This is a genomic window from Glycomyces algeriensis, from assembly GCF_027622855.1.
Classification (GTDB): Bacteria; Actinomycetota; Actinomycetes; order Mycobacteriales; family Micromonosporaceae; genus Glycomyces; species Glycomyces algeriensis.
The window spans coordinates 18,480-38,899 of record NZ_JAPZVR010000024.1 but is presented as its reverse complement, the minus strand read 5'-3'; the positions used below and the strand labels follow the sequence as shown (position 1 = coordinate 38,899).

General features: G+C 70.8%; 23 protein-coding genes. 7 read left to right on the top strand and 16 right to left on the bottom strand.

Annotated elements, in window-relative coordinates:
- Window positions 1-72 precede the first annotated feature (72 nt).
- On the bottom strand, window positions 73-1,707 hold the full coding sequence (groL, locus tag O2L52_RS24200; protein WP_270118790.1) for a chaperonin GroEL: 1,635 nt from the start codon (window positions 1,705-1,707) through the stop codon (window positions 73-75).
- 84 nt (window positions 1,708-1,791) lie between these two features.
- A complete protein-coding gene (groES, locus tag O2L52_RS24195) occupies window positions 1,792-2,091 on the bottom strand; it encodes a co-chaperone GroES (protein WP_270118789.1) in 300 nt (99 codons plus the stop codon).
- A 228-nt stretch (window positions 2,092-2,319) separates the two neighbouring features.
- On the opposite strand from groES, the gene O2L52_RS24190 reads away from it, so the two are divergent.
- Complete coding sequence (locus O2L52_RS24190; RefSeq protein ID WP_270118787.1) at window positions 2,320-3,474, top strand: class I SAM-dependent methyltransferase; 1,155 nt, start codon at window positions 2,320-2,322, stop codon at window positions 3,472-3,474.
- Here the strand turns inward: O2L52_RS24190 and O2L52_RS24185 are convergent.
- The 4 genes from O2L52_RS24185 to O2L52_RS24170 all read right to left on the bottom strand — a co-directional run bounded on the left by O2L52_RS24185 (window position 3,471) and on the right by O2L52_RS24170 (window position 5,029).
- A complete protein-coding gene (locus O2L52_RS24185) occupies window positions 3,471-3,881 on the bottom strand; it encodes a HigA family addiction module antitoxin (RefSeq protein WP_270118786.1) in 411 nt (136 codons plus the stop codon). The genes O2L52_RS24190 and O2L52_RS24185 overlap by 4 nt on opposite strands.
- Window positions 3,803-4,213 (bottom strand): PIN domain-containing protein, encoded by a 411-nt coding sequence (locus tag O2L52_RS24180; RefSeq protein ID WP_270118785.1) that lies wholly within the window; start codon window positions 4,211-4,213, stop codon window positions 3,803-3,805. Before O2L52_RS24180 ends, O2L52_RS24185 begins: the two co-directional genes overlap by 79 nt.
- Window positions 4,203-4,349: a hypothetical protein gene (locus O2L52_RS24175; protein WP_270118784.1), complete on the bottom strand. Its 147-nt coding sequence runs from the start codon at window positions 4,347-4,349 to the stop codon at window positions 4,203-4,205. The genes O2L52_RS24180 and O2L52_RS24175 overlap by 11 nt, the downstream gene beginning before the upstream one ends.
- Before the next feature lie 158 nt (window positions 4,350-4,507).
- Entirely contained in the window at window positions 4,508-5,029 is a 522-nt protein-coding gene (locus O2L52_RS24170; protein WP_270118782.1) for a CGNR zinc finger domain-containing protein, read from the bottom strand.
- A gap of 111 nt (window positions 5,030-5,140) precedes the next feature.
- Here O2L52_RS24170 and O2L52_RS24165 point away from each other — a divergent pair, with 111 nt between their 5' ends.
- The 3 genes from O2L52_RS24165 to O2L52_RS24155 are packed head-to-tail and all read left to right on the top strand — an operon-like array spanning window position 5,141 to window position 6,719.
- Window positions 5,141-5,683: a carboxymuconolactone decarboxylase family protein gene (locus O2L52_RS24165; RefSeq protein WP_270118780.1), complete on the top strand. Its 543-nt coding sequence runs from the start codon at window positions 5,141-5,143 to the stop codon at window positions 5,681-5,683.
- On the top strand, window positions 5,571-6,221 hold the full coding sequence (locus O2L52_RS24160) for an HPP family protein (RefSeq protein WP_425554168.1): 651 nt from the start codon (window positions 5,571-5,573) through the stop codon (window positions 6,219-6,221). Before O2L52_RS24165 ends, O2L52_RS24160 begins: the two co-directional genes overlap by 113 nt.
- A 57-nt stretch (window positions 6,222-6,278) precedes the next feature.
- Complete coding sequence (locus tag O2L52_RS24155) at window positions 6,279-6,719, top strand: nuclear transport factor 2 family protein (RefSeq protein ID WP_270118778.1); 441 nt, start codon at window positions 6,279-6,281, stop codon at window positions 6,717-6,719.
- A 123-nt stretch (window positions 6,720-6,842) separates the two neighbouring features.
- Here O2L52_RS24155 and O2L52_RS24150 read toward each other — a convergent pair whose 3' ends face one another.
- From O2L52_RS24150 to O2L52_RS24140, 3 genes are read right to left on the bottom strand one after another with little or no spacing between them, the layout of a single operon-like run.
- Window positions 6,843-7,232: a RidA family protein gene (locus O2L52_RS24150; RefSeq protein ID WP_270118777.1), complete on the bottom strand. Its 390-nt coding sequence runs from the start codon at window positions 7,230-7,232 to the stop codon at window positions 6,843-6,845.
- Between the two features lie 53 nt (window positions 7,233-7,285).
- Entirely contained in the window at window positions 7,286-7,798 is a 513-nt protein-coding gene (gene purE / locus O2L52_RS24145) for a 5-(carboxyamino)imidazole ribonucleotide mutase (RefSeq protein WP_310296190.1), read from the bottom strand.
- A complete protein-coding gene (locus O2L52_RS24140; RefSeq protein ID WP_270118775.1) occupies window positions 7,798-8,931 on the bottom strand; it encodes a 5-(carboxyamino)imidazole ribonucleotide synthase in 1,134 nt (377 codons plus the stop codon). Before O2L52_RS24140 ends, purE begins: the two co-directional genes overlap by 1 nt.
- Before the next feature lie 179 nt (window positions 8,932-9,110).
- On the opposite strand from O2L52_RS24140, the gene map reads away from it, so the two are divergent.
- Window positions 9,111-9,884 (top strand): type I methionyl aminopeptidase, encoded by a 774-nt coding sequence (gene map, locus O2L52_RS24135; protein WP_270118774.1) that lies wholly within the window; start codon window positions 9,111-9,113, stop codon window positions 9,882-9,884.
- A gap of 108 nt (window positions 9,885-9,992) precedes the next feature.
- Here map and O2L52_RS24130 read toward each other — a convergent pair whose 3' ends face one another.
- The 4 genes from O2L52_RS24130 to O2L52_RS24115 form a co-directional block, all read right to left on the bottom strand.
- On the bottom strand, window positions 9,993-10,622 hold the full coding sequence (locus O2L52_RS24130; protein ID WP_270118772.1) for a GNAT family N-acetyltransferase: 630 nt from the start codon (window positions 10,620-10,622) through the stop codon (window positions 9,993-9,995).
- Between the two features lie 31 nt (window positions 10,623-10,653).
- A complete protein-coding gene (locus O2L52_RS24125) occupies window positions 10,654-11,892 on the bottom strand; it encodes a molybdopterin molybdotransferase MoeA (RefSeq protein ID WP_344469270.1) in 1,239 nt (412 codons plus the stop codon).
- A 54-nt stretch (window positions 11,893-11,946) separates the two neighbouring features.
- Window positions 11,947-12,837 carry a UTP--glucose-1-phosphate uridylyltransferase gene (locus O2L52_RS24120; RefSeq protein WP_270118769.1) on the bottom strand — a complete coding sequence of 297 codons (891 nt, stop codon included), beginning with the start codon at window positions 12,835-12,837 and terminating at the stop codon, window positions 11,947-11,949.
- Between the two features lie 178 nt (window positions 12,838-13,015).
- A complete protein-coding gene (locus tag O2L52_RS24115) occupies window positions 13,016-15,109 on the bottom strand; it encodes a diguanylate cyclase (RefSeq protein WP_270118767.1) in 2,094 nt (697 codons plus the stop codon).
- 158 nt (window positions 15,110-15,267) lie between these two features.
- On the opposite strand from O2L52_RS24115, the gene O2L52_RS24110 reads away from it, so the two are divergent.
- Together O2L52_RS24110 and O2L52_RS24105 are read left to right on the top strand one after the other, a co-directional pair.
- Window positions 15,268-15,870, top strand: a complete 603-nt coding sequence (locus tag O2L52_RS24110; protein WP_270118766.1) for a 5-formyltetrahydrofolate cyclo-ligase — start codon at window positions 15,268-15,270, stop codon at window positions 15,868-15,870.
- 153 nt (window positions 15,871-16,023) lie between these two features.
- Entirely contained in the window at window positions 16,024-16,344 is a 321-nt protein-coding gene (locus tag O2L52_RS24105) for an FmdB family zinc ribbon protein (protein WP_270118765.1), read from the top strand.
- 73 nt (window positions 16,345-16,417) lie between these two features.
- Here O2L52_RS24105 and O2L52_RS24100 read toward each other — a convergent pair whose 3' ends face one another.
- From O2L52_RS24100 to O2L52_RS24090, 3 genes are all read right to left on the bottom strand, one after another.
- Window positions 16,418-18,640, bottom strand: coding sequence for a transglycosylase domain-containing protein (locus O2L52_RS24100; RefSeq protein WP_270118763.1), 2,223 nt, complete (start codon window positions 18,638-18,640; stop codon window positions 16,418-16,420).
- Window positions 18,641-18,712: 72 nt separating this feature from the next.
- Window positions 18,713-19,666: a complex I subunit 1/NuoH family protein gene (locus tag O2L52_RS24095; protein WP_270118762.1), complete on the bottom strand. Its 954-nt coding sequence runs from the start codon at window positions 19,664-19,666 to the stop codon at window positions 18,713-18,715.
- Window positions 19,656-20,393 (bottom strand): NADH-quinone oxidoreductase subunit C, encoded by a 738-nt coding sequence (locus O2L52_RS24090; RefSeq protein ID WP_270118760.1) that lies wholly within the window; start codon window positions 20,391-20,393, stop codon window positions 19,656-19,658. Before O2L52_RS24090 ends, O2L52_RS24095 begins: the two co-directional genes overlap by 11 nt.
- Between the last annotated feature and the right edge of the window lie 27 nt (window positions 20,394-20,420).

The window sequence follows — 20,420 nt, the reverse complement described above, 5'->3', positions numbered from 1 at the left end:
CGGAGACGCGGCAAGGCCGCCGACGAGGTCGGCGGCCTTGCTGTCGTGCGGCACTGCTCGGGTCAGCTCCCGCTAGTGCGAGTGGCTGTGCCCGCCGTGGGAGTGCGAGTGGCCGTGACCGGCCTCCTCTTCCTCTTCCGGCTTGTCGACGATCGTCACCTCGGTCGTCAGCAGCATGCCGACGATCGAACCGGCGTTCAGCAGCGCGTTGCGGGTGACCTTCACCGGGTCGAGGATGCCGGCCGCGACCAGGTCCTCGTACTCGCCGGTGGCGGCGTTCCAGCCCTCGCGCCAGCCCTTGCCCTCGACGCCGTTCACGATCACGTCGCCGGACTCGCCGGCGTTGATCGCGATGCGCCGCAGGGGCTCGGACAGCGACTCGGCGACGATCTTGAGGCCCACGCGGGCCTCCGGGTCGTCCAGCTCGATCTTCTCGAGGATCGCGATCGCGTGCACCAGGGCCGCGCCGCCGCCGGCGACGATGCCCTCTTCCACCGCGGCCTTGGTCGCGTTGACCGCGTCCTCGATGCGGTGCTTGCGCTCCTTGAGCTCGACCTCGGTGGCCGCGCCGACCTGGATCACGGCCACGCCGCCCGAGAGCTTCGCGAGGCGCTCTTCGAGCTTCTCGCGGTCCCAGGACGACTCGGTCGTGGAGGCCTGCTGCTTGATCTGCGCGATGCGGGCGTTCACGGCCTCCCGCTCCCCGGCGCCGTCCACGATCGTGGTGGCGTCCTTGGAGACGGTGACGCGGCGGGCCCGGCCCAGGTGGGACAGGTCGGCCGCCTTGAGCTCGAGGCCCACCTCCGAAGAGATGACCTCGGCGCCCGTGAGGGCCGCGATGTCGCCCAGGACCGCCTTGCGGCGGTCGCCGAAGGCCGGGGCCTTGACGGCGCACACGCGCAGCGTGCCGCGCAGGGCGTTCACCGTCAGGGTCGCGAGGGCCTGGCCCTCGACGTCCTCGGCGATGATCAGGAGCGGCTTCGACGTCTCGACGACCCGCTCCAGCACCGGCAGCAGCTCCTCGATGGAGCCCACCTTGGAGTTGGTGATGAGGATGTAGGGGTCCTCGAAGACCGTCTGGCGCGAGTCCTGGTCGGTGATGAAGTTCGGCGAGATGAAGCCCTTGTCGAACTGCATGCCCTCGGTCACCTCGAGCACGGTCTCCAGGCTGGAGCCGTCCTCGACGGAGATGACGCCCTCGGCGCCGACCGCGTCCATCGCCTTCGCGATGAGCTCGCCGATCTCCGGGTCCTGCGCCGAGACCGCCGCGACCTGCGCGATGTGCTCGTGGTCGGAGATGACGATGGCCTGGCGCAGGAGCTCCTCGGACACGGCGTTCGCCGCGGCCTCGATGCCCTTGCGGATCGCGATCGGGTTCGCCCCGGCCGTGACCGCCTTGATGCCCGCGCGGGACATCTTCTGCGCCAGCACGGTCGCAGTGGTGGTGCCGTCGCCCGCGACGTCGTTCGTCTTGGTCGCGACCTCCTTCACCAGCTGCGCGCCGAGGTTGGCGTACGGGTCCGCGAGCTCGATCTCCTTGGCGATGGTCACGCCGTCGTTGGTGATCAGCGGCGCACCGAAGGAGCGCTGGAGGACCACGTTGCGGCCTTTCGGGCCGAGCGTGACCTTGACGGTGTCGGCGAGCTCGTCGATGCCGCTCAGCAGGTTGTGCCGCGCGTCCTCGGCGAAATTGAGAATCTTCGGCATGGGTGTCCCTTTCCTAAGACACGAAAGGGCCCTCAGCCGTACGTGCTCGACTGGCGAGCATCGCCGCTGCGGGCCCCAAGCGTGCTAGTTCTCGACGACCGCGAGGACGTCGCGCGAGGACAGGACGAGGTACTCCTCGCCGTTGTACTTGACCTCGGTCCCGCCGTACTTGGAGTAGATGACCACGTCGCCGACCTTCACGTCGATCGGGAGGCGGTTGCCCTTGTCGTCGAAGGCGCCCGGGCCCACGGCCAGAACGGTGCCCTCCTGGGGCTTCTCCTTGGCGGTGTCCGGGATGACCAGACCAGAGGCGGTGGTGGTCTCGGCCTCGTTCGCCTGGACCACGATGCGGTCGCCCAGCGGCTTGATGGCAGCCTTGCTCACTTGGTTTCTCCAAACCTGCGTGTTCAATACGGATATACGCCACGACGGCGCGGGTCTCGTCGTCGCGGGTGCCGAGGCACCGGCCCGTGGCTGTTGGCACTCTCGAGGCGAGAGTGCCAAGCCGATCATAGCGCTTAGCAATCTCGGTCTGCGAGTGCTAAGGCGTAAGTTAGTTCGCCCAGGTGGGGACCGTCAACACCGGGTCTCCAACGTCATACCATGAAGCACGTGGACACCAGCCTGCTCGCCGCCCTCAAGGCCCGCCCCGAGCTCCAGACGCAAGCGGCCGACGCCCTGCGCCGCGACGGCGACCGGGCGCCGCTCACCCTGCGGAAGGCCGGCGTCGCACCCGACCTGGCGGCGGCGGCCCTGACCCTCGCGGAGCTGCGGGAGCAGGCCCGCGGCAAGTTCGGCGACCGCGCGGCGTCCCTGTACTTCACCCGGGCGGGTCTGGAGCAGGCCACGCGGTGGGTCGTGGCCGAGCGCCGGGCGGCGCGGTTCGCGCGGCACGCGGCGGCGGTGACGGACTTGTGCTGCGGGCTCGGCACCGAAGCCCTGGCGTTCGCCGAGGCGGGCCTGCGGGTCGAGGCCGTGGACCTGAACGAGGCGACGGCCGAGTACGCGAGGGCGAACGCCGAGGCCGCGGGACTCGCGGTCGGCGTCGAAGTCGGCGACGCGCTCAGCACCCCGCTGCTGGAGTCGGCGTTCGCGGACCCGGCGCGCCGGTCAGGCGCCGGACGGCACTTCAACCCGGCCGAGTACTCGCCGCCACTGAACGACCTCCTGGCGCACATGGCCACGACCGGTTTCGCCGCGCTGAAGCTCGGCCCGGGCATCAGCCACGAGTGGATTCCCGAAGGGGCCGAAGCGGAATGGGTGTCGGTCGACCGGGACGTTGTCGAGGCGTGCCTGTGGCTGGGCGAAGCGGCGGAGGTCCCGCGCAGGGCGAGCCTGTGCAAGGCGGGCGAGTGGCACGAGCTGACCGGCAGCGGCGAGGAGAAGGCGCCCGTGGGCGAGGTCGCGGCATACCTTTACGAACCGGACGGCGCGGTCATCCGGGCCGGCCTTGTGGCCGAACTCGCGGAGCAGTTGGAGGCGCATACGGCGAACGAGACCATCGCCTACCTGTACAGCGACGAACTGCGGGAGACCCCGTTCGCGAGGGCCTGGAAGGTGGAGGAGGTCTGGCCCCTCCACCCGAAGAAGCTCAAGGCCCTGCTGGCGGAGCGCGGCATCGGCCGCCTGACGATCAAGCAGCGAGGAACGGGCATCGACCCGGCGGCCCTGCGGAAACAGCTGAAGTTGAAGGGCCCCAACGAAGCGACCCTGGTACTCACGCGGCTACGAGAAGCCCACGCCGCGATCCTCTGTCAAGAGGCCTAAGCGGCCGCGAACGGTTTGATCCGGCGAAGGTCGCTGCCGAGGCGGTCGCGCTCGATCTCGAGGTCGAAGCGGTTCTGGAGGTTCATCCAGAACCGGTCGGAGGTGCCGAAGTACCGCGCGAGCCGCAGGGCGGTGTCGGCGCTGATGCGCCGCTTGCCGTGCACGATCTCGTTGATCCGCCGCGGCGGAACCCCGATCGCCATCGCAAGCCGGTACTGCGAGACGCCAAGCGGCTCCAGAAACTCCCCGGCAAGGATCTCCCCGGGTGAATCGGCGGCATCAAAGCTTCCATCGGTCTCCCCTTCCCGAGAACCCCGGCAAGCCGTGTTCAGGCGAACGGGTTCTCGATGACGAGGCCGTTGTATTCCGCGCCGGTCGCCAGGTCTTCGGTGAGCACTCGCGAGCATCCGGCCTGCCGTGCTGCTTCGATCACCAGGGAGTCCCAGTGCGACAACTGCCAGCGCTGACCGGCTCGAAGTGCGAGCTGGACCAGCTGGGCGTCTACGGCGACGCAGTGGATCCGCGCCAGGTTCCGGACCATGTGGGCCGCCGTCTCGGGTTCGATCGCCGGCTTGAGCTTCCTCGTGACCGTCACGTAGAACTCGTTCAAAACCTGGGCGGAAAGCACGAGTCCGTCGGCCTGCGCAAGCAGCGTTCGAGCGATCTTCTTCTTCGCGGGGTCAGCGTCGTCGACCGCGTAGACCAAGACGTTCGTGTCGAGGAAGGCCCTACCGCTCATAGAGATCCTCGCGACTCCAGTTGTGGCCCTCGGGACCGCTTGAAGCCGAGACCTGGTCCGCGAGGTCCAGGAAGTCGGCGAGCGCCTGCCGCGCGGGGTCCTCACCTGCGAGGCCCTCGAGGTAGTCGCGGACCATAGCGTTCACTGTCGTGTCAAGCTCAAGCGCCCTCATGCGCGCACGTCGCAGCAGGTCGTCGTCAAGACTAAGCGTAAGGTTTGCCATGTCCCCTCCATCCGTGTAGCACATATTCAGTGTAGCACTGATCGGGTTCGCGCGACCTCGGCGAGAAGTGCTCAGGCGTGTCGCTGGTGGTAGCGGACAGCCTTGGCCCGGTTGCCGCAGGTCTCCATGGAGTGCCAGCGGCGGCTGCCGTTTCGGGTGGTGTCGAGATACCAGAGGATGCACTCGTGGTTGGCGCACTTGCGGATGCGGTCCGCCTTGCGCTCGAAGAGGTCGAGGAACTCGACGGCGCAGCGCCAGCCCGGCAGGCGGGCGGGGTCGTCGACTTCGTCCACGGCCGCGGGCCGGCCTTCGAAGAGTTGAAGGCGCCGGGTGCCGTGGGCGAGGACCGCGTTGAGCCTGGCTTCGCCGCCTTCCTCCCGCTGGAGGACCGCGCGGATCGACTCGCGGGCCTCGGTGAGGTGCTCGCGCACTTCGGCCTCGGGGGCGTCGGCGGGGAGGTCGTGGCCGTCGAGCCAGTCGCGCAGGGCCCCAGGCACTCCGAACATGTCGAAGGGCGCGCCGTTCGACATCCAGACGGTGTCGAGGAGGTCGAGCGGCAGCGGCTCCCCGGAGAGCGGTCGCGTGATGGCCATCTCGCAATTGTAACCGGTAAAGCTCTTGTAGCCGGTTGTCGTGTGGCGCTAGCCTTCTCCCTGTGAAACCGTCTAAATGAAGTTAGACGGTTAAGGATGAAAGGCCACCCCATGTCACGCCTCCCCCTGATCCAGCCCGAGACCGCCGCCGACGAGACCGCCGACCTCCTCGCGGGCGTCCAGCAGTCCCTCGGCCGCACCCCGAACATGACGAAGGCGATGGCCAACAGCCCGGCCGTCCTCAAGGGATACCTCGGCTTCTCCGGTGCGCTCGCCGCCGGAGTGCTCCCGGTGCACCTGCGCGAGCGGCTGTCTCTCCTTGTGGCGCAAGAGAACGGCTGCGACTACTGCCTCTCCGCCCACACCTTCCTCGGCCAGAAGCGCGGCCGGCTCGACCAGGACCAGATCGCGGCCGCGCGCCGGGGCGAGGCCGACGAGCCGAAGACGGCTGCGGCCCTGGCGTTCGCGAAAGCCGTGCTGCGCAGCAAGGGCGGCGTGGACGACGCCGATCTGAAGGCCGCCCGCGAAGCCGGGCTCTCCGATGAGGAGATCGCCGAAGTGGTCGCCACCGTCGCACTCCAGGTCTTCACCAACTACTTCAACAAGACCGCCGACACCGACATCGACTGGCCGGTCGTCCGGCACGACCACTAAGGACTTCGCGGCGGGCCGAACCGCCGCCGATACGGAGAGACCCCGGATGAATCCGCCCCTGAAAACCCAGACCACCACGGCCAGTTGGACAAAGGTGGTCGTGCCGACGATCGCCGGCCTCGTCGGGCTGCTCGCACTCGCCGCACTCCAGGCCACCACCGGCACAGCGGTGTTCGCACTGCCGTGGGTCGCCGCCGTCGGCATCATCGCCATCGCACCCAAAGCGCCGTTCGCGCAACCGCGCGCGATGCTGCTCGGCCAGCTCAGCGCCGGAGTCGTGGGCCTGGCGGCGGTCGCGATCATGGGCCCGTCGATCTGGACCGCCGCGATCGCGGCGGGGCTGACGACCGCGCCGATGCTGCTCCTCAAGGCCCCACACCCGCCCGCGACGGCGACCGCCGCGCTCATCGGCGCGACCGGACCGTCCGTGTGGTTCCTCCTCGACCCGATCCTGCTCGCCAGCGCCGCCACGGTGCTCGTCGGCTGGGCGCTGGGCAGAGTGCTTCCCGCGCACCGGTATCCGACGCAGTGGTGGTGACCCCCGAAATACCCGTACCCGGCGCTCGCCGAGCGCCGTCCAGAAAGGAACATCCTCATGTCAGAGACCCGTCCTCCGTTGCCGCCGTTCACCGCCGAGTCCGCCGCCGCCAAGGTGCAGGCGGCCGAAGACGGGTGGAACACTCGCGACCCCGCGCGCGTGGCGCTCGCCTATACGCCTGATTCGGTGTGGCGCAACCGCTCCGATTTTCTCGAGGGTCGTGAGGCGATCGAGCGGTTCCTCACGGCCAAGTGGGCGCGGGAGCACGAGTACGCGCTGCGGAAGGAGCTGTGGGCGTTCACCGAGAACCGGATCGCCGTGAAGTTCCAGTACGAGTGGCACGACGACGAGGTCCAGTGGTGGCGCAGCTACGGAAACGAGCTGTGGGAGTTCACCGGGGATGGGCTGATGGCCCGCCGCGAGGCGAGCATCAACGACGTGCGGATCGCGGAGGCGGACCGCCGGATCTTCGGCCGCCGTCCCGACAGTGAGCGTTAGTCGCGAAGCAGGGCCTGTCACGAGCGGACCTTGACGTGCGAAGCAGCGCCGGTGTCGTCACGAGCGAAGGCGCGCATACGAGAGCCGGGCACCGCGATCAGCGGTGCCCGGCTCTCGCGGTGCTTAAGGGAGCCGTGCGGTGAGGTCGACCTCGACGAGCTGGCCGGGGTAGCCGAGCGCGGTCACGCCGACGACGGTGCTCGCGGCCTTGAACGCCGTGGCGAGTTCGGTCTGCTCGGCGAAGCGGTGCCAGGCGGCGCCGACCACGGCGCTGTCGGCGCTGACCACGTAGACGACGGAGCGGACGACGTCGTCGGCTCCGGCGCCGACCGAGGCGAGCGCGGCGAGGCAGTTGGCGGCGGTCTGGTCGATCTGGACGTCGAGGTCCCCGATGCCGACGACCTGCTGCTCGGCGTCGACGGGGCACTGCCCGGCGAGCATCGCGAGCCGCCCGGACTCGACCACGGTCACATGCTCGTATCCCCCGGTGGGGTGCAGTTCGGTGTCAGCCACATCGCGAGTCTAAGGCGGATGCCGCCGCCGGGACAGCGGGTTTCCGGTTCGCGCTACTCGGGGTGGGCGAGGCGGTAGCGGAGGTTGGCGTCCTTCTCGGTGACCATGCGCTCGAGGTCGACCTGGTAGTCCGAGAGCTTGGCGCGGAGGGCCTCGTCGGCGGAGCCGAGGATGCGGAGGGCGAGGAGGCCGGCGTTCTTGGCGCCGGCGATGGAGACGGTGGCGACGGGGATGCCGGCGGGCATCTGGACGATCGACATGAGGGAGTCCATGCCGTCGAGGTACTTGAGGGGGACGGGGACGCCGATCACGGGCAGCGGCGTCGCGGAGGCGACCATGCCGGGGAGGTGGGCGGCGCCGCCGGCGCCCGCGATGATGACCTGGAGGCCGCGGGAGGCGGCGGAGTCGGCGTAGTTGAGCATGCCGTGGGGGGTGCGGTGGGCGGAGACGACGCGGACCTCGAAGGGGACGCCGAACTCGGCGAGGACTTCGGTGGCCGGTTCCATGGTGGGCCAGTCGGAGTCGGAGCCCATGATGACGCCGACCCGGGGGTGCTGCTCTGCCATTACTCGCCTTCCTGGAGCCATTTCGCGGCCCGCAGGGCGCGGTGCCGCAGCACGTCGGGGTCGTCGCCGCAGACCGTGACGTGGCCGATCTTGCGGCCGGGGCGCACGGCCTTGCCGTAGAGGTGGACGTGCGCGCCCGGGTCCTCGGCGAGGAGGTGCTGGAGGCGCTCGTCGATGCGGGGGCCGCCGGGGGCGCCGCCGAGGACGTTGGCCATCACGGTGTACGGCGCGGCGGTCTCGGTGGAGCCGAGCGGGTAGTCGAGGACGGCGCGGAGGTGCTGCTCGAACTGGCTGGTGCGGGCGCCTTCGATGGTCCAGTGGCCGGAGTTGTGGGCGCGCATGGCGAGTTCGTTGACGAAGAGGCCCTTGGAGGTCTGGAAGAGCTCGACGGCGAGCATGCCGCACACGTCGAGGTCCTTCGCGATCGTCTCGGCGATGCGGCGGGCCTCGGCGGCGGTCTCGTCGCTCAGGTGCGGGGCGGGGGCGATGACCTCGGTGCAGATGCCGCCGGTCTGGACGGTCTCGACGACGGGGTAGACGGCGGTCTCGCCGCGCGGGGAGCGGGCGATCTGGACCGCGAGCTCGCGCTGGAGGGCCATGCGCTCCTCGGCGATGAGGCGGATGCCGGAGGCGAGCACGGCCTGCGCGTCGCCGGGCGTGTCGATCATCCACACGCCCTTGCCGTCGTAGCCGCCGGTGGCGGCCTTGAGGACGCAGGGGAGGCCGAAGGCCTCGACGTCGGAGATGGAGTCGACGGGGGCCCAGCGGGGCTGGGGCAGGCCGAGCCCGGCGAGGCGGGTGCGCATGGCCTGCTTGTCCTGGGCGTAGAGCAGGGCCTCGGGGCGCGGCTGGACTTCGACGCCTTCGGCGGCGAGGGCGCGGAGGGCGTCCTGCGGGACGTGCTCGTGGTCGAAGGTGACCACGGTGCAGCCCTTGGCGAAGGCGCGGAGGTCGTCGACGTTCCGGTAGTCGCCGAAGACGGTCGCGGGGGTGACGACCGCGGCGCTCTCGGCCGGGTCCCCGGCGAGCACTCTGAGGCTCTGCCCGAGGGCGATGGCGGCCTGGTGGGTCATGCGGGCGAGCTGACCGGCGCCGATCATGCCCACCGTCGGAAGTTGCGTCGCGGCGTCCACGGCCAGAGCCTAACCCCTGCCCCGGCCTGCACGTTAACGATTGTCAACCGGCGTGACCTGGGCCCTTACAGGATGATGGGATGTCTCGGCGGTCGCAGTTTGCGGGGGCTCTCGGCGGCGGCGGGCGCGAGCGGTGATGATGGAGGGGACACCGCTGCACGAGTTCCGAAGGACCCGCCATGATCGAGTACTACTCCCCCGCCGAGATCGAGGCGATGCGCCCGGCAGGCCGCTTCGTGGCCGGGATCCTCTCCGAGCTGGAGCGGACCGCCGAGGTCGGCATGAACCTGCTCGAACTCGATGACCTGGTCGCGCGCCGCATCAAGGAGGCCGGGGCGGTCTCCTGCTACGTGGACTACCACCCGTCGTTCGGCGCGAGCCCGTTCGGGAAGGTGCTGTGCACCTCGGTGAACGACGCGGTGCTGCACGGCCTCCCGTTCGACTACAAGATCCAGGACGGCGACCTGGTGAGCTTCGACTTCGCGGCCGAAGTGGACGGCTGGGTCGCGGACTCGGCGCTGTCGGTCGTCGTCGGGAACGCGAGCGAGCACGACCTGCACCTCATCGACACGACCGCGCGGGCCCTCGAGGCGGGCATCGGGGCGGCGCGGGTCGGGAACAAGATCGGGGACATCGGGCACGCGATCGCCACCGTGGCGCGCGGCGACGGCCTCAGCGTGAACACCCAGTTCGGCGGGCACGGCGTGGGCCGGACCATGCACGGCGACCCGCACATCCCGAACGACGGCCGCCCGGGCCGGGGCATGAAGCTCAAGCCGGGCCTGGTCATCGCGATCGAGCCGTGGTTCCTGCAGTCCACCGACGAGATCGTCTACGACCCGGACGGGTGGACGCTGCGCAGCGCCGACGGCTCGCGCGGGGCGCACATGGAGCACACGATCGCGATCACCGAGGACGGGCCGATCGTCCTCACCGCCCGCGACCAGGTGTAAAGCGAAGCGCGGCAAGGCGGGCCCGCGTCAGGACTGATGCGGGACCCGAACGGAGAAAGCACTGCGCAGCGGGTCCGAACCGGCTTCCGGTCCGGGCCCGCGCGGCGTTCAATGCTCCGCTTCGGTCCGGGCGAGGCGGGCCATGCGGTCGATCATGCGCTCGGAGGCGATCTCCTCGGCGGTGACGGCGTACCCGTAGTGGTCGCGCCAGTCGCCGTCGATGTAGAGGTACCGCTTGTGCAGGCCCTCGCGGCGCAGGCCGAGCTTCTCGGCGACCCGGTTCGAGGGGCCGTTCTCGGGCCGGATGTTCACCTCGATGCGGTGGAGGCGGCCGACGGTGAGGGCGTGGTCGACGACGAGCGCGAGCGCGGTCGCCGTGATGCCCTTCCCGGCGTGGCCGCGGTCGATCCAGTAGCCGGCGTAGGCGGAGCCGAAGGCGCGGCGCACGATGTTGCCGACGGTGAGGCCGCCCGCGAGCTGCCCCTGCCAGCACACGGCGAGGGGCCAGCTCGTGCCGTCCTTGATGGAGCGCTTGAGGCCGCGGAGCATCGCGCGGAACGCCGCGGGCGAGTGGGCTTCGTGCCAGGTGGTGCCGGTGCCGGGTTCCCAAGGGGCGAGCCAGGCTTCGTTGGCGCGGCGCAGGTCCGACCAGCGGGCGGCGTCGGAGCGTCGGAAGGGGCGGACGCTGACGTCCCCGTGGTTCAGGTGCACGGGCCAACCGGGGTTGGAGAGGGTCATTCGTGTTCCAGCTGCGGGTCGTTCGTGAAGATCATCGGTTCCGGTCCAGGAGCAGCACGTCTACGGTCGAACCGGCGGGCACCCGGGTCGCGTTCTCGCCGATCGTCATGAGGCCGGTCGCCTCGGCGAGTCCGGAGAGCGTGTAGGACGTGGCTCCCAGCGGGGCGACGGTGTAGCCGCCGCCGCGCCTCTCGGCGACGCGGACGGGCCGGAATTCGCGCAGCCCGCTCGGTGAGGATACGGGCTCGGTCAGGTTGGCGCGCACGCTGGGCCGGAAAACGGGCTCGGCCCCGGCGAGGCGCTGGATGAGCGGCCGGGCGATGACCTCGAACGCGATCGTGGCCGCGACGGGGTCGCCGGGCAGGCACACCACGGGCACCTCCTCGGGGCCGATCGTGCCGAAGCCCATGGTCTCGCAGAGGTAGACGGCCACCGGGTTGAAGTCGACGGCGCCGTCGCGGGAGAAGGTGCGCCGCACCATGTCCCCCGGGCCCAGGCCCGTGCCGCCGGTGGTGATGACGAGGTCGGCGCGGAGGATCTGGTCGTCGAGGACCGACCGGAGCGCGTCCGGCTCGTCGTCGCAGATGCCGACGCGGTACGCGTGCGCGCCCGCCTCGGAGGCCGCCGCGGTGACCAGGTGGGAGTTGACGTCGATGAGCTGGCCCGGCTGCGAGGGGCGGCCGGTGTCGACGAGCTCATCGCCCGTGGCGATCACGACCACGCGGGGCGTGGGCCGCACGACCACGTCGGCGATGCCGGCGGCGGCGAGGAGCCCGATCAGGTTGGGGGTGACGCGGCGGCCCTCGTGGGCGAGGATCTCACCCGAGGGGCGCTCGGAACCCATGCGGCGCACGCCGTGTCCGCGGCGCGGCACCTGCCGGACGTCGACCGTGGCCATGCCCTCGTCGGTCCACGCGAGGGGCACGACCATGTCGGCGCCGACCGGCAGGGCCGCGCCCGCGGCCACGGAGAAGCACGTGCCGGAGACCAGGCGCACGGGGCGCCAGGACGAGGCGGCGAGGTCGCCGAGGACCTTGAGGCCCACGCCGCGTTCGGGGCTCGCGCCGGCGATGTCGTCGCCGTTGCACGCGTAGCCGTCGATCGCGGCGTAGTCGAAGGCGGGGAGCGGGCCGGGATTCACTGCGTTCTCGGCCAGGACCGACCCGGTGGACTGGGTCATGTCGATGTCGACCGGCGGCAGGGGTCGCACCAGGGCCAGCGCCTTCGCCAGGAAGTCGGCCAATGGTGTCGCCTCGCCGGTCCCCTTCACTCCTCATCCCCCCGTCGGTCAAGTTCCTCTCAGCGCCGCCTCGCGGTCGCCGGGTCAGTCAAGTGTCGCACTGAATTCGCGCAGCCAGGCGTTGAAGCCGGGCAAGTCGTCCCGCTGGGTTGCGAGCTCGACCAGCGTCTGGAGGTACGCGACGGGCTCGCCGGTGTCGTAGCGGCGGCCACGGAAGACGACTGCGTGGACCGGGGTCCCCTTGGCGCGCATGGTCTCCATGGCGTCGGTGAGTTGGATCTCGCCGCCGCTGCCCGGCTCGGTCTCCTCGAGCACGGGGAAGATCGCCCCGGGGAGGACGTAGCGTCCGATGAGGATCAGGTTCGAGGGCGCGTCCTCGACGGCCGGCTTCTCGACGAGGCCGGTCACTTCGACGACGTCCTCGGCGTCGGTGGGCCGCACGGCGGCGACGCCGTAGCGGGAGACCTGGTCCTCGGGGACCTCGATGAGGGCGAGGACGATGCCGCCGGTCTCGGCCTGGAGGTCGATCATGCGCGGCAGGAGCTTGTCGTCGAGGTGGCACCACTCGTCGCCGAGGAGGACCGCGAAGGGCTCGTCGCCGACGTGGCCGGCGGCGCGGCCGACGGCGTGGCCGAGGCCCTTGGCGCCGCCCTGGCGGATGGCGGTCATCTCGGCGATGCTCTCGGGGGCCTTGACCTTGGCGAGCATCGCGTCCTTGCCCTTGGCCTTGAGGGCGTTGTCGAGGTCGGCGCGGGCGTCGAAGTAGTCGATCATGGCGTCTTTGCCGGGGGCGGTGACGAGCGTGACGTCGTCGGCGCCGGCGGCGGCGGCCTCCTCCACGATGTACTGGAGGACCGGCTTGTCGACGATCGGCAGGAGTTCCTTGGGGATCGCCTTGGTGACCGGCAGGAAGCGGGTGGCGAAGCCAGCCGCGGGGATTACGGCTTTCGTGGCGCGGGGCGCGGTTGCTGACATACCGCGAGGGTAGCGTGCACACGCTGCGTCGGCGGTCAGCCACCCTGCCGAACAACGGGTGAACGTTCATGTCGGGTGGTCCGCCCGGCCGGGGGTCGGGGCCGCCGGTCGCTGCTGCGAAGGCCTGCAGGGGTTCCCGGATCGCGGCCCGCCGTGCCGGCGCCCAGGTGGGCGGCGCTCAGGCCGCCGCGACCCGCCAGGTGTCGCGCCCGCCCGCCTTGGCGGCGTAGAGCGCCTCGTCGGCGGCCGCGAGCACGCCGGTGGCCGTGTCGGCGTGCTCCCCGAGGACGGCGATGCCGATGGAGACGGTGATGCCGAGTTCGCGCCCGCCCGAGGCGTCGTTGACCTTGAACTTGCGGGCGTTGACCGCTTTGCCGAGCCGCTCGGCGACCGCCGAGGCGCCGACCGCGTCGGTCTCCGGCAGCAGGACCATGAACTCCTCGCCGCCGTGGCGGAACGCGAGGTCGACTTCGCGGATCTGGCCGGTGATGCGGCGCGCGAGCTCGATGAGGACCTGGTCGCCGACCGGGTGGCCGTAGGTGTCGTTGACGTCCTTGAAGCGGTCGAGGTCGATCGCGAGGAGCGCGGAGGGCCGCTGGTAGCGGCGGGACCGCTCGGCCTCGCGGCGCAGCGAGGTCTGCATGAACCGGTAGTTCCACAGGCCCGTGAGGGGATCGGTGAGGCTCAGCCGCTCGGCGTGGCGGTGCAGGAGGACGTTCTCGACCGCGACCGAGGCCTGCCCGGCGAAGGTCCGCAGCGTGTCGACGTCGCCCGATTCGAACTCGTCCCCGCCGATCCGGTTGTAGAGGACGAGCACGCCGAGGACGCCCGCGTCGGTGCGCGGCGCGCCGCCGTACTCGCCTTCGCCGGCACGGGACCGGTCGTACTCGGCCCGCCGGACGCTCCGCGACTGGTCGGAGGGCTGGACGCCCCGGCCGCGCTCCTGCTCCGGCGGCAGGCGGCCGCTGTCATGGTCGACGGGCTGGCGTCCGCTACTCCACTCATGGTCAACGGGCTGACGCCCGCTGAACGGCACCGCGACGATCGTGTGGGCGTCCGGTTCGGTGTCGGCGCGGGCGTGGCCTTCGAAGCGGCCGTCGACGATGCGGCCGTGGGCGGGGACGCCGCCCGCGGCGATCGCGCCGATGATCCCCTCGCCGATGCGGATGCTCGCGGGCTCGGTGATGCCGAGGTCGCCCTCGCCGGCGCGCTCGCGGAGCTGGTCGGCGTCGTCCACGTCGACGAGCATGATGACCCCGGCCTCGGCCCCGGCCGTCACCATCGCCGTGTCGAGGATGACCTCCAGGATGCGGTCGAGGTCGAGGGTCGCGGTGAGGGTCTGGCCGAGGCGGCCGAGCTGGCCGCGCATCTGGTCGCGGGAGGCCGTGAGGGCGTTGACGTACGACTGGGTCTGGGCGGTCATGCGGTTGAACGCGAACGCGAGCTGCGCGACCTCGTCGCGCCCGTGCACCGGGACGCGCACGTTGAGGTCGCCCTGGGCCACGCGCTCGGCGGCGGCCGAGAGCTCCGCGAGCGGCCGCGTGGTCGAGCGGGCGAGCCAGGCGGCGAGGCCGACCGCGCAGAACGCCGAGGCGGTGACCATCGCGGCGAGCGTCCAGTACATCGGGGTGACGTCCGTGGCGACCGTGCCGATGCTCAAGGGCAGGAACGAGTCCGTGAAGTCCCAGCGCCCGGCGTCGGCGCTGCCGACCTGGAGCGGGACGGCGCGGGAGTCCTGGAGGATGAGGTCGGCGTCCGCGACGCGGGCGAGGCGGGCCAGGAACGTCTGGTCGACCTCGCGGAAGGCGGTGAACACCGACGTGGAGCCGTCGGCGTTCTGGACCTCGGCCTGCGCGCCGAGCGCCACGATCGGGCCCGCCCCGGCGTAGACCGCGGTCTCGCCGCAGTCGACCCAGGAGCCGTCGGGGGCCTCGGCGCCGATGTCGGTGCCCGGGCTGGTGCTGACGGACGCGAGGCTCGAGAAGACCACGCCGTCGACCACCGCCCGGTCGACGAGGAGTTGCGCCATTTCGACCGCGTTCTCCTGATCGCCGTTACGGTAGTTCAATGCCACCGCCGCCGCCGAAGCCTGGATGCGCTCGCAGATGGTGCCGAGGGTCGAGTCGACCATCGTCACCGCCGAGTTGGCCAGGGCCTCCCCGCGGGAGTCCGCCAGATGGGACATGACGGCAGCGACGAAGACGGCCCCCACCAGGACCGGCCCGAGCACGACGACGAGGAACGCCGTGGTGAGCCGTGAGCGCAGCGACACCGAATCCCCCTCAAGTTCACTACTTAGAAGACTACCTAGAGCTACGGGTTCAACACGACGCGGCAAGGCTTTGTAAACGGGACTAACCGAAAGGGTGAGTGGAGGTCTCCGTTCGGGGGAATCCTCCCAGCTAACGACCACTGAAGGAAGGAAACGGCATGCAAGAGGCGAAGACCGCAGCGCGCCGGCAGCTGCTCGAGGCCCGCAACGCACTGCCCGGAGAGCAGCGCGGATACGCCGATCTGGCGACATGGAAGGCCTTGCGGGACTTCCTGATCGAGGTCGTGGACGAAGGCGCCGTCGTGGCCGCCTACCGGCCGTTCGGCTCGGAACCGGGCGCGGCGCTCGAACCCGAACTGCCCGAACGCCTCGCGGTGGTCTACAAGGTCCTCGAACCGGTGCTCCTGCCCGACAAGGACCTCGCCTGGCGCGAGGCCGGAGGCCCTGGGGGGCAAGAGGATCCGGACCAGAACTCGAAGGACGGGGACGGCCCGAACCCGGGCGGAGCGGTGCTCGGACCGGAGGCGATCCAGCAGGCCGCGGCCGTCATAGTTCCCGGCCTCGCCGTCTCGGATGATGGGATGCGGCTCGGTCGGGGCGGCGGTTCGTACGATCGGGCGCTCGCCCGGGTCGGTCCGGACGTGCCGGTGGTGGCGCTCCTGCGCGACGGCGAGTTCGGCTTCATGGTCCCGGCCGAGCCCCACGACCGGCCGGTGACGGGCGTGATCACCCCGGCCCGGGGGTTCACCTCCTTGAGATAGGCCACACCCCGGGTCCCGGCCGGTCCGGTCCACCGCCGGCACGCTCGCGAACGGTCCTGTGACCTGTCCGGCGACCCGGGATGGGATTAGCACTCTTCGGCGTTGACTGCTAATGTCGATCGAGATCTGTGTTGAGTGCTGGAGGTCTAGGACGTGCCTGTCTACGAATACCGCTGCAAGGAGTGCGGTTTCGAGTTCGACAAACACCAGTCGTTCTCCGAAGCGCGCCTCAGCGACTGCCCGAACTGCGAGGCCAAGGGCGCACTGCGCAAGGTCTTCGGGAACGTCGGCGTCACCTTCAAGGGCAGCGGTTTCTACCGCACCGACTCCAGGTCGACCGACTCCAGCTCCCTGAGCTCGAACGGCTCCAAGAACGGGTCGAAGCCGGGCGAGGGCAAGTCGGAGAAGAAGTCCGAGACCAAGGCCGCCCCGGCCGCCAAGTCGGACTCCAAGAGCGCCGCCAAGGCCGCCTGAGCGGCACACAGCCGATACTTCCACCGCTGCCCGGTCGCATTCGCGACCGGGCAGCGGTGTCTTCGCGGGTCCCCTACTCGTCGCCGTCCCCGAACCACCAGGACTCGGTGGCCTCCTCGCTCGGGGCCGCGGATCGCTCGTCCGAGGCGCCGTCGGTCGTCGGGGCGGCCTCCTCGGCGTCCGTCCCGTCTTCCGTCAAGCCCTCGCCCTCTTCGGCTGTCGCCCCGGCTCCGGGCTCCTCATCGAGGACCGGCGGGTCCGCCTCAGCCTCACGCTTGGCCTCCTCCTCCTCCTGGGCGGGGCCGAACAGGTCGCGTTCGGTGCCCCCGCGGTACTCGTCCGAGCGGCCGTCCATCACCTGCCACCAGATGCGCTCGGCGATCGTGCCCTCGTGCGAGCTGCCGTCGCCCTCCTTCGTCTCGTCCCCGGCCCAGACCGCGAGCACCAGGCCCGGGGCGAAGCCGGTGTGCCAGGTGGCGGAGGCGTTCACGCCGACCTCGTAGTCGCCGAGCTCGGCGCCGTTCAGGAACAGCGGGAGCTGGGCCTCGGAGGCCGGCACCGGGTCGGCCTGGACGACGGTCGGCTCGACCTCGTAGAGCGAGCCTTCGGGGCCGTTGACGACCTCCACGAAGTAGGGCTCGGCGACCTCGCCGTCGCTCACGATCGCCGCGTGCGCCACGGCCATGTCGAGGGTCGTGACCGGGTAGGCGCCGATGCCGAGGTCCGGCTGGAATCCCGTGTCCGCCGCGGGGTCGATCGCGGCGGCCACCCCGTGCTCGTCGAGGTCGTGCGGGTCCCACATCTGCTCGATGCCGAGCGCGGCGGCGGTCCGCGCGATGGCGTCCCCGCCGATCGACTCGGCGACCTCGTACACCGGCGTGTCGAGCTTCTGGGTGACCGCGTCGAGGAGGCTGACCTCGTGGTCCTGGGCGCCGCCGATGTTCACCAGGTCCATCGGTTCGCCCTCGGCGTCGAGGTAGGTCGCGAACTGCCGCGGCGAGGAGCCGTCGAGGTCGGCCGACCAGACGTCCACGCCCATGTCGACGGCGGCGGCGTAGACGAGGGTGTTGAAGGCGGTGCCGGGCCGGTGGCCGACGTCGGCGGCGAGGTCCAGGCCGGCGCCGTTCTCGCCGCCGTAGTAGGCGAGCACGCGACCGGTGCCCGGTTCGACGGCGCTGAGCGCGGCGGCCATGTGCTCGTTCTCGGCCCCGACCTCGCGGATGCCGGTCTGCTCGACGGCGAGCTCCTGGAGGTCGGCGTCGATGGTGGTGACGATGTCGAACCCGCCGCGCAGCACCTCGTCGGTGCCGATCCCGGCGTCGGCGAGCTCCTGGAGCACGTAGCCGTTGGTGATGAACCCTTCCGGGCCGAGCCCTTCGGGATCGTCCGTCGGGTCGAGGGTCTCGGGGAGGTCCACGATCGCGTCGCGCTTGACCTGCTCGAGGTCGCCGGTGACGACCATCTGGTCGAGCACGTACGCCCAGCGCTCGTTCGCGGCCTCGATGTCGCCGCCCTTGCCGTAGGGGTCGCGCGGGTCGAAGGGGCCGTCCGGGGACTTGATCTGCGCGACCAGGAGCGCGGACTGGGACGTCGAGAGGTCGGCGGCCGAGGTGCCGAAGAAGGCCTGCGCGGCGGCCTCGACCCCGTACGCGCCGCGCCCGAAGTAGACGATGTTGAGGTAGTGGTTGAGGATCTCGTCCTTGGTGAACTCGTCCTCCATCTTCATCGCCATGGCCGCCTCGCGGGCCTTGCGGAGGTAGGAGCCGTCGCCGCGGATGTCGGCCACCAGGCCCACGTACTGCTGGGTGAGGGTGGAGGCGCCCTGCTTGTCGCCGCCCTTGACGTTGTTGACGATCGCGCGGAGCACCCCTTTGGCGTCCACGCCGGGGTGCTCGTAGAAGTTGGCGTCCTCGGCGGCGACCACGGCGTGCTCCACGTCGTCGGCGATCGCGTCGAGGTCGACGGAGGCGCGCCGCTCGGCGGCTAGCTCGCCCATCACGGTCGTGCCGTCGCTGTAGTAGACGGTGGAGCCCTGGCTGAGGGCGTCGTCGAGGTCCTCAGGCAGGTCCACATTGGCGTAGAAGACCGAGCCGGTCACGGTGACGGTGGTGCCGAGGACGAGGGCCGCGAGGCCGAGCGCGGCGATCTTGCGCTTCTTGCGGCGGTGCTTCGGCTTGGCGCCCGGCGGCCGGTCCGCTGGGGGGCCGGCCTCGGTTCTGGGCCGTCTCCTGAAGGGCCGCAAGATGATCGTGCGGCCGGGATCTTCGGTCTCGGTTGCGTCTCGACCTGGTTCCATGCTCAGGAATACGCGCGAAGTTCGCCAAACGGTTGCGGCGGTTTGAATAGTTCCTAAAGGGACGTATGTTACTCAGAGGACCAGTGCGACGGATGTGGTCAGGACGAGCTGCGCCAGCGCGATCGGCACCAGGGCCTTCCAGCAGAGGGCCTGGATCTGGTCGACGCGCAGGCGCGGCCAGGCCACGCGGAGCCAGATGACGACTGCCGCCAGCGCGCCGGTCTTCAGGAGCGTCCAGAGCCAGCCCAGCGATTCGGGGCCGGGGCCCTTCCAGCCGCCCAGGAAGAGCACGGCGGTGAGGGCCGAGATGACGACGATGCCCACGTACTCGGCGAGGAGCAGGAGCGCGAAGCGCAGTCCGGCGTACTCGGTGAGGTAGCCGAAGACGAGTTCGGAGTCGGCGACGGGCGCGTCGAACGGCGGGCGGCGGATCTCGGCGAGCCCGGCGGTGAAGAACACGAGCGCGGCGGGGGCCTGCCACAGCAGCCACCAGGGGTTCCAGGCCTCCACGATCTGGGGGAGGCTGAGGGTCCCGGCCGCGATGGCGACGGAGGCGGCGGCGAGCACGAGCGGCAGTTCGTAGGCCATGAGCTGCGCGGCGCCGCGCAGGGCGCCGATGAGCGTGTACTTGTTCGCGGAGGACCAGCCGGCCATGAGGACCGCGAGGACGCCGACGCCGACGAGGGCGACGACGATGAACAGGCCCATGTCGAGGCTCGATCCGACGAGGTCGCCGGGGCCGAGCGGGATGAAGAGGATGACCAGGAGATAAGGCAGGAGCGCGACGGCGGGCGCGAGCTTGAAGACGGGCTTGTCGGCGTCGTCGGGGACGAGGTCTTCCTTCTGGGCGAACTTGACGCCGTCGGCGATGAGCTGGGCCCAGCCGTGGAAGCCGCCGGCGTGCATCGGGCCGAGGCGGCCCTGCATGTGGGCCATGAGCTTGTGCTCGGTCTGGCCGACTACCAAGGGCAGCACGAGGAACGCGGCGAGCACGGCGGCGAGCTTGACCGCGATCTCAAGAAGCATCGGGACGCCTCAGGCGGGGGTCCGGGGTGGCTTTCGGGGCGTCTGCGGGCCCGGGGTCGGGGACGTCGGCCGGTGCGGTGGAGCCGGAAGGGTCAACCGGTGTGGTGGTCGCGCCGGGCGCGCCGTTCGGGCCGTCGACCGGTTGGATCCAGTCCTCCGGAACGCCGGGCGGGCGCTTGGGGGCGCGCTTGCGGACGGTGCCGTGCCCTTCGCCGGGCTCCTTGGCTCCCGGCCAGGGTTTGACGACGCGGGAGGCGAGGATGAAGTCCTTGCGGAGCGGGTGGCCCTCGAACTCGGGGGCGAGGAGGAGCGGCTGGAGGTCGGGGTGGCCGGGGAAGTCGACGCCGAACATCTCGTGGGTCTCGCGCTCGTGCCAGTCCGCGCCGAGGTAGAGGTCGACGACGGAGCCGACGGCGCCTTCGGTGAGGAGGGCGCGCAGGAGCACGCCGCGCCGCTCGCTCACGGACCAGAGGTGGGCGATGATGCGGAAGCGGATCGGGCCGGGCGGACCGTCCTCGGTCGCGGGTGCGGCCGGGCCCTCGTCGACGGCGGAGAGCCAGTCGAAGAAGTCGCAGCCGACCTCGTCGCGGCAAGCGCGCACGGCCTCGTGCCAGTCCTTGGGGTCGACGTCCACGACGACGCGCGGGCCGTCGAAGCCCAGGTCGTCAGTGCCGTCCCTGAATGCACCCAGCGCGGTGCGGACGCGGTCCTCCCAGAAGTCAGGCATACCGCCCCCTCGGGCCAGATCCTATAG